This window comes from Streptomyces sp. NPDC055506 (assembly GCF_053643595.1).
In genome coordinates this window covers 1-10,483 of the sequence record NZ_JBSHKH010000199.1, presented here as the reverse complement: position 1 = coordinate 10,483, position 10,483 = coordinate 1, and the positions used below count along the sequence as shown (strand labels likewise).

Below are 10,483 nucleotides of genomic sequence, written 5' to 3'. Positions count from 1 at the left end.
GCCTGTGGGGCGGGCCGTCGCCGGGGCAGGCATACGAGGTATTCGGCCAACTCGGGCTCATCCCCGCGCACTCCGCGCGCTCCGCTTCATGGCATCGTCGCACCGTTCGGGCAGGATTCGAACGATCTTCCGTATTCAGCTGCCGCTTCCGCTCGCGGAGCACTTCTCGGCCACGTCCCCTCGGCCCTCTGTCGGCGTGTTGCCCCTGTGTCTAAAGTGACCGGGCTGCCAGTGATGTGGACCTGACCAGTCCCCCTGGCGCGTCGACCATTCACGGGGGAATTCACGGGGGCTTTCACGGGTGCACTCATCCCTGCACGTCGTTCTGCGCGGCTTCACGCCACCACCCGTGCGCTGACGGGAAGAGAGCGCGTCGCGGCACGCGTCGGCACAGGCGACCAGCCCTGCCCTGCACTCCACTGCCCTCGAGGGTCCCCACCTCAGCCCCAGCCCAGAAGGAATGCCCATGCGCAAGATCCTGACCGCCGCCGGTCTCACGTCGTCCGCCCTCGCGCTCGGCGTGCTGTTCGCCGGCCCGGCGGCCGCCTGGACGGCCTCGTCCCAGTTCGACGTCGTCTTCCCCGGCCAGAAGCCGCAGACGACCTACTACGTGGAAAACACCGGTGCGAACACGACGTCCAACGGCAACATGACCGGGAAGTCGGTCGTCTACTGGCAGCTCGGCGTCGACCAGGTGATCGACGGCTCGACCCGGTTCACCAGCTTCAAGATCACGACGCGGCTCGAGTCGCGCCTCGGCGCGTCCGGGACCGACGAGATCAGAACCAAGAGGACCTGCGACATGACCGAGGTCGTCAACAACCACTACGCGTGGTCCTACGACTCCCCTGAGAACACCTGCGTCGCCCCGTCCGCCACGTACGACGGTGAGCTGTGGTGGTCGTCGGACGCCACGGTCGTCTACGACATCGAAGGCGACGGCAAGGGCGCCATCACCCAGGAGCTCGACGGCACCAGGCTGATCCACGGCTGACCCGCCGAACCCGGCAGCCCGCCACGACACACCCCGGAGAGACAGACGTGATACGCAGACCGTTGACGGCTGCCCTCGTGGCCACTGCCTCGGCAACCGTGCTCGTACTCACCAGCGGCACGGTGGTGCGGGCGGCCGAGGAGCCCACCGCCGAGCCGTCGGTCACCGCCACACCGGCGGACGAGGCGCCGGCGAACCCCGTGATCGCCGAGTACAACGGGAAGAAGATCAACCTCGCCGATTCGTGGGAGGGCGCCGACAGCTGCACCGAGCTGCCCAGCGGTGAGGTGCACTGCTACGACTCGGACGCCGAGGCGCTGGCCGACCCCGAGCTGCCCGCCGAGATCCGCGAGGAGACGCTGAAGGCCACCGCCGCCGCTTCCGCCGGGCCCAGCGCGGCCGCCGCGCCGCCCGCCCGGTGCGTCGCCGACTACTGGTGCCTCTATATGAAGGTCGGCTACAAGGGCAAGCTCCTGCGGCTCTACTCGGACGGGAAGAAGGACCTCGACGAGTGGGGCTGCCGGGACAAGCTGAGCGCGGTCTACTACTGGGTCGGCCGCTACTCGGTGAACTACGGCGACGCGAAGATCACCGACCTGCGCTCCTGGCCCGTCGAGGACCGGGTCCGGCGGCTCGACCCGCCGGGCGGCTGGTCGAACTTCACCAACCTCGACTACCCGGGCGGCGGGCACTGGAACAACAAGGTCGACATCTTCGAGGTCCGTCGCGCCTGACAGCCGTGTGAGGACTCCGGTGGGTACCCGGTACTTCCGTTGACCGGCCGGATCCTGTCAGCCGAGGGCTGACGGGGCCCGTCCGGGCTTGCCACCCCCCTCCCCGCATGGGGGAGGATGGCGGAATCCGTACGAAGGGAAATTCACGGTGACCATCGACCCGTCCTCGATTCCGAACTTCGGGGGCCAGCCCGAGCCGCAGCCCGGCGGCCCGGCCGGCCCCGTCGTCCCGGATCAGGACCTCGTGAAGCAGCTCCTCGACCAGATGGAGCTCAAGTACGTCGTCGACGACGAGGGTGACCTCGCGGCGCCGTGGGAGCAGTTCCGCACCTACTTCATGTTCCGGGGTGAGGGAGACCAGCAGGTCTTCTCCGTGCGGACGTTCTACGACCGGCCCCATGAGATCGAGGCGAAGCCGCAGATCCTGGAGTCCATCGACGACTGGAACCGCCGCACCCTGTGGCCCAAGGTCTACAGCCACACCCACGACGACGGCACGGTCCGCCTGATCGGCGAGGCCCAGATGCTGATCGGCATGGGTGTCAGCCTGGAGCACTTCGTCTCCTCGACGGTCAGCTGGGTGCGTGCCGCGATCGAGTTCGACAAGTGGCTCATCGAGCAGCTCGGTCTCGAGGAAGAGATCAACGAGGCGGAGAAGCCCGAGGACGAAGAGTAGGCCCAGCGAGGCCCGCCCCAGCGGCGCGTCGGCGCGTACGAGCAGGTACGTGCTGTACGCGCCGTTTGCCTTTTCTCAGCTCAGCCAGCCCTTCTCATGAGCGAGCAGCGCGGCCTCCACCCGGTTCGCGGCGCCGAGGCGGCGCATGATCGTGGCCAGGTGCTTGCGGTAGGTGCGCACGGACACCCCGAGGCGCCGCGCCGCGGTCTCGTCCTTGTCGGCCTCTCTGAGCATGGCGAGGATCTCGCGTTCGATGTCGGACGGCATGTCCGCGTCCTCGCCGGGAAGTTCCTCCGCGGCCTCCCACATGCGTTCGAAGAGGGTGACCAGCGTGGCCACCAGTCCGGGTTCCCGCACCAGCAGCGCCCCCACCGAGGTGTGCGCGGGGTTGATGGGGGTCAGCGCGGCCGACCGATCGACGATGATCACGCGCTCGATGGGGTGGTGGGAGATCCGCACCTCGGCGCCGTGCGAGACCAGCTCACGCATATAGGTGAGCGTGGTGTCGTCCTGCATGATCGCGGACCCCATGATCATGCGCATGCGCACCCCCCGGCGCAGCAACCGCATGTTGATCGGGTGCGAGACGGCGATCGACTCCTCGGTCAGGATGCCGGTCGGCTCCGTGGTCAGGTCCTCGGTCCGGGCGAAGAAGGTCAGCTCGTCGATGGCTTCCCGGACCGCCTCGATCCCGTGCAGCTGCGTGATCATCTGGCCGCCGTCGGCGGCGTCCGCGCGGGGCGAGGAGGGGGCGGTCAGGCGCTCCAGGAACAGGGACTCGATGACCGAGTGCCGCGTGGCCTCGCTCTCCAGCTCCTCCCGCAGGCGGCGCAGCCGGCCGTCGATCAACGCGTCCACGGCCCGGGGCGGAGGGACCGGGCGGACCGCGCCCTGGGTGTTCCGGGTGGCGATCCCCAACGCCACCAGCCGGTCCAGGGCCGCCTCTTCGAACGGCGTGTGCGAGTCCGGACCGGGCTCCTGGGTGCCGGACGCGGGCGCGGACGAGCCGCGTCTCAGGAGGGCGCGGTACAGCCGTTCCTCTTCCTCGTTCACGCCCAGGAACGCGAGCGGATTGCCCATGTGTCTCCCCCTGTTGCTGATCGATCACACATGCGGTCCCTGGAATCCTTGAGCGCCCGCAGTCGACTGTCAATGACGGATTATCAACATATGTCCGTTAGTTCTGGTATCGCACAGCCAATTCGGTGACGGCGGGCGGGCGGGGCGTGAGGGCCGTCGCTGCAGCTTGAGGAATCCGCGGGTGCAGCAAGCTGCGCGCAAATGGCCTCGTGGCGGCCCTCGCCAGACGGCAGAGTCGTTCTCGCAAGGAAGAACGAACAGCGCAGAACGAAAACGCCGCATCGAGCATCGAGGAGATATCCGTGAACCGCGCCACGTCCCGCAGCACGCAGTCGTTCCGTCGTCGTGGACACGTCGTCGTCGGTCTGCTGACCGCGGGGATGATCGCCCTGGCCGGCCAGGGGACGGCCTTCGCCGCCGAGCAGCCGGCGGGCAGCCGGACGGTGGCGGAGTCGGCGGCGGCGACGGAGACGGTCACGGCGTCGGCGTCGGTGTCGGCGTCCGTGGCGGCGGCGGAGCGCGGCACCGGGAACGGGACGGCGTTCGTCCCGGGGGTCAACCCCCGCGCGTGGCTCCAGCTCATCGGCGACCTGCTGCCCGGCCCGATCCCGCTGCCGAAGAACAACAACGACTGGAAGTAGTCAGCGGCAGCGGCCGGCCCGACATCACGACCCAGGAGACCCCGACGCCATGACCGACTACTCCGTGCTCCTCCCTTGTGTACCCCGCCGCCTGGAGCAGGCGCTCCCCTTCGCCGGACTGGTCCGGTGGACCGGGGCGACCCGCCTCTGGCAGGGACAGGCCATGGTGATGGAGCCCCACCAGACCTTCACCGGTCTGGCCGGGGCCGGGTTCCGGGTCCCGACCGGCTTCGGTGTCACGCTGATGCCCCTGCGCCACCCGTACGAGGCGGCTCTGCAGGCGCGTTCCGTGGCCCTGGCCACCGGGGAACCGGTGATCGCGGGCTTTGGCCCGGGAGCCAGGGCCTTCCAGGAGAACATCCTGGGAGCGCCGTACGAGAAGCCGCTGGGGGTGGCGCGGCAGTACGTGACGGCGGTGCGCCGGCTGCTCGACGGCGAGACGGTCGTCATGGACGGCCCGCACCTCACCTTCCGGGGCCAGCTGGCTCCGGCGGCGGCACCCAGGGTCGACGTGGGTCTGGGCGTGCTGCGGCCGGGTATGGCCCGGCTGGCGGGCGAGGTGGCGGACGTCGTGATCACCTGGCTGACGCCGCCCGGATACCTGCGGGACGTGATCCTGCCCGCGGTGGCCGAGGGCGCCGCGCGGGCGGGGCGGACGTCACTGCCCCGTGTCGTCGCCATGGTCCCGGCGGGACTGGAGAAGGAGGGGCGCGAGGGCGCCGGGCCCGAACGGCTCGCGCTGGCGGGCAACGCGCCGCACATGCGGGCCCCGCACTATCTGGACATGCTCGGCCGGGCGGGTGTGGACGTCGGCTCGGGGCGGATCGAGGACGTGGCGCGCGGTGTCGTGGAGACAGGCGCGTTCGCGGGTGGCGATCTGCCGCAGGCGGTCAAGGCTCTCCGGGCCTACGAAGAGGTGGGGGTGGACGAGATCGTTCTGAACACCACGGCCGTGCACAAGCTCTTCGGCGCCCAGGAGTCGCTCGCGGACCTGTCGGCGATCCTGCGGTCCGTGACGGCACCGCACTGACCGCTCGCCTGCCGCCTGCTCGGGGCTGACCGCCCGAACCCGATTCCCTGCTGCCCTGACGCAGAGGGGGAAGCAGACCAGTAAAGGATCTATCTGGCATGGACACGACAGCTCGTGGACGTCTGAAGCAGCACCTGATCTCCTGGGCCACCGCCGCCCCGCTCGCCGGGCCCGCCGGCGCCGGCGTCGGCACGCTCGTCCTGGCCGACGCGGCGCACATCCCCGCCGTCACGGCCGCCGGGCTCGTCGGCCCCCGCACCCTCCTGCTGGCACCCGGCGACGGCACCGGCGACCTCGCCCCCGCCGTCGGCTACCAGGGCAGCCTCACGGAGCCCGGCGACGAGTTCTCCAACGGCCAGGACTTCTTCCTGCAGACCCACGCCTACGCCGCCAGCCCCTTCATGACCGTCTTCGGCCCGACCGTCATACGCGTCTTCGACCGACACGACTTCGAGGCATTCCTCGCCGACGCCGACCGGGCGCTCGCCGAGGGCGTCTTCCCCGAGTTCCTCATCACCTCCTCGGTGCTGCTGGCCGACCCGGCCGCCCTGAGCGGTGCTCACAACCCGGCGGACGGACCGGCCCTGCGCCTCTACGCCGACCGGAACGGGCAGCTGTCCACCAGCCCCACGGGAGCGGTGCTCGGCACGGTCGACGACAGCCTCGACACCCTCACCGAACGCTTCGCCCGGACCGGACCAGGCGCCGCACTGGACGCGGCACTGCCGGCCGGGACGCGGGCCGAGGCCCTGCGCGGACGCCCCTTCCTGGCCCGCTACCTCGAAGCCGTCGGCGCGCTGCGCAGCCTCATGGCGCGTGGAGCCACCGGCCTGCGGGTCTCCGGGTTCGGCTTCCGTCTGACGCCCGGGCTCGCCGAGTCCGGAGCCGACGCCGACCTGGCGGATCCGACCCTGCCGATCGTGCTGTACGCGGACGCGGACCCGGGCGGCGAGGGGGAGGCGTACATCGTGGCCGGCAGCCGCCTGTTCGCCGTCGACCGGCGCGCCGCACAGGCCCTGGAGTGCCTCCTCGCGACGTCCGGAGAGCCGGGCGACCTCGTCCCCGCCGCCGAGCTGGACCAGCTGGCCGAGCTGTTCGCCCGCCACGACCTGCCCCTGCCGGTGCGCATCCCGGCGGCCGCACGATGAGCGCCCCGGCCATGCCCCTCGCGGTCCACGAGGCCGGGACGGCCCACGCACGCACCCTCGCCGCCCGCCGGATCGCCGAGCTCGGCGGCAGGGTCCGGGTGTGCGGTCTGTACGACGCTCTCGGTGCTCCGCTCTACCACGACCTCGCCACGTACGACGACCCGGAGACCCGGGCGCTGCTGACCGCCGTGCGGATGGCGCCCGGCCCTGTGCTCGACCTCGCGGCCGGGTCGGGGCGGTTCAGCCTGCCGCTGCTCGCCATCGGTCGGCAGGTCACCGCCCTGGACCTGTCCACCGACATGCTGGCGCTGCTGCGGACCGCGCTGGACCGGGCCCCGGCGTCGATGCGGGAGCGCTGCACCGTGGTGCGGGGAGACATGTCCCGCTTCGAACTCGGACAGCGGTTCCCGCACATCCTGCTCGGCACCACCTCGCTCTCGCTCCTGGACGAGGACGGCCGCGCGGGCCTGTACCGCAGCGTCCTCGCGCACCTGGCCGACGGCGGCCGGTTCCTCCTGACCGTCCTGGAGCGGGGCGACTGCGACGGCCCCGACGAGACGGCCGTACGGGTCACCGGAGCCGGCGGCACCGTCTACGAGCTGTACGAGCACTGGCCCGCCGGCGCCGAAAGCCGCACGGTCACCCTGCTCCCCGCCGACCCGCCGCAGGACGACAGCCCCGTCACGGTCTGCACGGACCGCGTGGCCGTCCTCGACCTGCCGCGCCTGGAGGAAGAGCTCACCGCGTCCGGCCTGACCATCACCTCCCGCCAGCTCCTCTCCCCGCCCGGCGAGCGTCACCGCGTGACACTCCTGACCACGGAAGCCTCCCGATGACCGCGCTCTGGCCCTACCTCATACCGCCCTCCAGCCACGGCGACGACAGCCTCTGCGCCGTCGGCGCCGCCGGACACCGCGTCACCTTCGCGGACGGCAGCACCGCACTCGACGCCGACAGCGGGCTGTGGAACGCGAACCTCGGCTACGGCAACCCGCGCATCGCCGAGGCCGTCGCCGAAGCCGCCCAGCACGCCTCCTACCTCGGGGCCTTCCGCTTCGAGAACAGCTACGCCCGCCGCGCCGCCGAGGACCTGCTGCGGATCTGCGGGCCCGACCACTACTCCCGGGTGCTCTTCTCCACCGGCGGCGGAGTCGCCAACGACGCGGTCATGAAACTGGCGCGGATCCACCACGCCGTACAGGGACGGCCCGGACGCAACCTGGTGGTCGCCCTGCGGGGCAGCTTCCACGGACTGACCTTCGGCGGATTCGCCCTGACCGGGGAGGACCTGGGACAGCGGGTCTACGGCGTGGACCAGCGGCTGATCCGCCACGTCACCCCGAACGACACGGCCGAACTCGGCCGGCTGATGGCCGCCCTCGGCGGCCAGGTCGCCGCGGTCGTGGTGGAACCCGTCATCGGCACCGGCACCCTCCCGCTCGACGAGTCATACGTGGCCGAACTGGGCCGTCTGCGCGACGAGTACGGTTTCCTCCTGGTCGCCGACGAGGTCGCCACCGGCTTCGGCCGCACCGGAAGCTGGTTCGCCTCCGAGAGCTGGCCGGGCCTGCCCGACGTACTCGTCACCTCCAAGGGCCTGACCAACGGGGCATGCCCCGCCGCCGCCCTGGTGATGTCCCACCGGGTGACCCGGGCCCTCGTCGAGCACGACACGATGTTCGCCCACGCCGAGACCCAGGGCGCGACCGCCCTCGCCTGCGCCGCCATCAGCGCCACGATCTCCGAGATGGAGCGCCTCGACGCGGTCACGGCGGGCCGCAACGTCGCGGCCTGGCTCCAGCAGGGGCTCGCGGACCTGGTCGAGCGGCACCCGCTCGCCACGCACACCACCGGCGTCGGCTGCTTCCGCACCCTGCACCTGACCCACCCCGACGGCCGCGCCCTGGCCGGAGCGGACGTCGCCGACCTCGTCACCCGGATCCGCCACGCGGGCGCCATCGTCCACCCCGGTCCCTCCGGCATCCAGCTCGTGCCCTCCCTGACCTACAGCCGCGCCGAGGTCGCCGAGCTCATGACCTGCGTCGAGGAGGGACTCACCAGCCTGCTGCCGACGACCTCCCTGGCCGCGAGGAGCTGACCCCATGCCCGTCTCTCTCGACACCTACGACCGGATTCCCGTGCTGCTGCGGGAACTGAGCCCCACCGGCGTGACCGTCCTGGCCGACCCGGCCGTGGCCGACCACGCCGTCACCCGGAAGATCGTCGCCGAGATCGCCCACGCCGGGTTCACGCCCAGCCGGACGGTCACCCCGGCGGACGGAGGGATGCCGGCCGTCGAGGCCTTCGCCTCCCGGCTCTCTCCCGGTGAGCTGGTCGTAGGCGTCGGCGGGGGCAGCACCCTCGACTTCGCGAAGCTCTCGGCCGCCGTCGGCCGCCGCCCCGAACTCCTGCGCTACCTGGCCTCCGGGCAGCGCAGCGGGCTGGTGGCGCTCCCGCTCCCGTGGGGGGAACACGCCGAGGTCCTCGCGGTACCCACCACCCTGGGCACCGGCAGCGAGGCGGGACCCGTGGCCTGCTTCCCCCACGAGGACGGCAAACGCATCGCGATGGGGGAGTGCCTGCGCCCCCGTGCCGCCCTCCGGGTGCCCGAGGCCACCGAGACCCTCCCGGGGCCGCTCGTCATGGACGGCGTACTCGAAGCGATCTTCAGGACCGTCATCCCGTACAGCAGCGACACCCTCGACCTCACTGAACAGGACGCCGCTGTCGAGGAGTTGGCGGGACGTCTGCTCACGGTCGGCGACGAACTGGCCCGGTGCGTCGCCGCCGGACTGCCGGCCCCCGCACCAGAGCGGCTGCGGGCCGCCCGGCTCAGCGCCGAGAGCCAGCGCGGAGCGATCAACGTCGGCCGCAACCCGTACGCGGTGAAGTGCTGGGCCCTCGCCAACGAGCTCTCCACCACGCTGGGCCTGGCCAAGATGCGCGCGGTCTGCGCCCTGTGGCCGGTCGTGTGGCGGCAGGCCCTGCGGGGAGACACCCGCTTCGGCAGCGCCGACCGCGTCCATCGGTTGTGGAACCGCCTGCGGCAGCAGGCCCCGTGGCTCGCGCCGCGGCCCGACGACGGTCTCGAACAGCTGATGCTGCGCTGGCGGATCGACCGCACCGTGCACCTGGCCCCGCACCTGCGTCACCACATCGCCCTGCGCAGCGTGCGCGCCTGGGGCGCCGGACTTCCCACCCTCGCCGGGTTGAGCGCCGACGACATCGCCGCGCTCCTCGCCGAGGCCACCGAGCCGACCGCCTCCGTGGCCGGCTCCCCCGAACCCCTCCCGGCGGCCTGAGCGCCTGACCCGGAGGAGCACCCGCACCACCGCACCAACCGCGTCACCGAACCGACAACACAAGGAGAACACCATGGCGTACAGCAACCCGGTCGAGCAGGAGCTGCAGGAGCTCGGCACCGAGCTGGAGATGCAGGAGCTGGAGACCCTGGAGGCCCCGGGCTGGGCCACCAGCGCCGGCGTCAGCGTCGGTATCTCGATCGTCTCCGTGGCCTGGAGCCTCACCTGACCGAGCCGGCTCCCGCCGGTCCGATCCACCGCACCGTGCCCCGCGCACGGCCGGACATCCCCGACGGCTGCCGCCCGGCTCCCCGTGAGCCGCGCGGCAGCCGGGGGGCCCGGATCCGCACCGCCACATCCACCCAACCCCGCAGAGAGGCAACCGACATGAGCGAGAACCTGGGCACCGTCGAGAACGTCGAGAACGGCGACTTCGTCGAGCTGGAGATGCAGGAGCTGGAGGCCCTGGAGGCCCCGGGCTGGGGCACCATCAGCGTCGCCTTCTCCACCGGCGTCTCGGTCGGCGTCTCGGTCACCCTGACCTGATCAGCGCCCACCCACACCATCCGTAGCACACCCCTTGTAGAACTCCGCAGAGAGGCAACTGACATGAGCGAGAACCTGGGCACCGTCGAGAACATCGAGCACGCCGAGCTCGGCGAGCTGGAGATGCAGGAGCTCGAGGCCCTGGAGGCCCCCGGCTTCTGGACCGGCGTCTCCGTCGGCACGGCCATCAGCGCCTCCGTCGCCACCTCCATCACCCTCACCTGAGAGCGACACCGGCGAGCGCACTGACGCGACGGGAGACGGAGTAGCCGGCTCCCCTCCGCGAGCTGGAGCCCCCTCGGGCGACACCGAGGATCTGCGGTGGTCCGGCC

13 protein-coding genes are annotated in these 10,483 nt (G+C 71.5%); 12 read left to right on the top strand and 1 reads right to left on the bottom strand.

The window, feature by feature from the left end; translation table 11 throughout:
* The first annotated feature begins 466 nt into the window (after positions 1-466).
* The 3 genes from ACWIF2_RS38635 (at position 467) to ACWIF2_RS38625 (ending at position 2,404) form a co-directional block, all read left to right on the top strand.
* Positions 467-994 (top strand): hypothetical protein, encoded by a 528-nt coding sequence (locus ACWIF2_RS38635; protein ID WP_454366119.1) that lies wholly within the window; start codon positions 467-469, stop codon positions 992-994.
* Positions 995-1,071: 77 nt separating this feature from the next.
* Complete coding sequence (locus tag ACWIF2_RS38630; protein ID WP_454366117.1) at positions 1,072-1,728, top strand: hypothetical protein; 657 nt, start codon at positions 1,072-1,074, stop codon at positions 1,726-1,728.
* A gap of 148 nt (positions 1,729-1,876) precedes the next feature.
* Positions 1,877-2,404, top strand: a complete 528-nt coding sequence (locus ACWIF2_RS38625; protein WP_031142427.1) for a YbjN domain-containing protein — start codon at positions 1,877-1,879, stop codon at positions 2,402-2,404.
* A 75-nt stretch (positions 2,405-2,479) separates the two neighbouring features.
* On the opposite strand, the gene ACWIF2_RS38620 is transcribed toward ACWIF2_RS38625, so the two are convergent.
* The gene (locus tag ACWIF2_RS38620) at positions 2,480-3,484 is read right to left on the bottom strand and encodes a helix-turn-helix transcriptional regulator (RefSeq protein WP_454366115.1); all 1,005 of its coding nucleotides are present in this window, start codon (positions 3,482-3,484) and stop codon (positions 2,480-2,482) included.
* Between the two features lie 302 nt (positions 3,485-3,786).
* Here ACWIF2_RS38620 and ACWIF2_RS38615 point away from each other — a divergent pair, with 302 nt between their 5' ends.
* From ACWIF2_RS38615 to ACWIF2_RS38575, 9 genes are all read left to right on the top strand, one after another.
* Positions 3,787-4,125: a hypothetical protein gene (locus ACWIF2_RS38615; RefSeq protein ID WP_454366113.1), complete on the top strand. Its 339-nt coding sequence runs from the start codon at positions 3,787-3,789 to the stop codon at positions 4,123-4,125.
* Between the two features lie 49 nt (positions 4,126-4,174).
* Positions 4,175-5,155, top strand: coding sequence for an LLM class flavin-dependent oxidoreductase (locus ACWIF2_RS38610; RefSeq protein WP_454366111.1), 981 nt, complete (start codon positions 4,175-4,177; stop codon positions 5,153-5,155).
* 98 nt (positions 5,156-5,253) lie between these two features.
* Entirely contained in the window at positions 5,254-6,303 is a 1,050-nt protein-coding gene (mpaB, locus tag ACWIF2_RS38605; RefSeq protein ID WP_454366109.1) for a daptide biosynthesis RiPP recognition protein, read from the top strand.
* Positions 6,304-6,314: 11 nt separating this feature from the next.
* Entirely contained in the window at positions 6,315-7,139 is an 825-nt protein-coding gene (mpaM, locus tag ACWIF2_RS38600) for a daptide-type RiPP biosynthesis methyltransferase (protein WP_454366107.1), read from the top strand.
* A complete protein-coding gene (mpaD, locus tag ACWIF2_RS38595) occupies positions 7,136-8,401 on the top strand; it encodes a daptide-type RiPP biosynthesis aminotransferase (RefSeq protein WP_454366105.1) in 1,266 nt (421 codons plus the stop codon). Before mpaM ends, mpaD begins: the two co-directional genes overlap by 4 nt.
* A 4-nt stretch (positions 8,402-8,405) precedes the next feature.
* Positions 8,406-9,605, top strand: a complete 1,200-nt coding sequence (gene mpaC, locus ACWIF2_RS38590; RefSeq protein WP_454366103.1) for a daptide-type RiPP biosynthesis dehydogenase — start codon at positions 8,406-8,408, stop codon at positions 9,603-9,605.
* 73 nt (positions 9,606-9,678) lie between these two features.
* Entirely contained in the window at positions 9,679-9,834 is a 156-nt protein-coding gene (locus ACWIF2_RS38585; protein WP_454366101.1) for a daptide-type RiPP, read from the top strand.
* Positions 9,835-9,992: 158 nt separating this feature from the next.
* Positions 9,993-10,151 (top strand): daptide-type RiPP, encoded by a 159-nt coding sequence (locus ACWIF2_RS38580; RefSeq protein ID WP_454366099.1) that lies wholly within the window; start codon positions 9,993-9,995, stop codon positions 10,149-10,151.
* A gap of 63 nt (positions 10,152-10,214) precedes the next feature.
* A complete protein-coding gene (locus tag ACWIF2_RS38575; RefSeq protein ID WP_389962443.1) occupies positions 10,215-10,376 on the top strand; it encodes a daptide-type RiPP in 162 nt (53 codons plus the stop codon).
* Positions 10,377-10,483 lie beyond the last annotated feature (107 nt).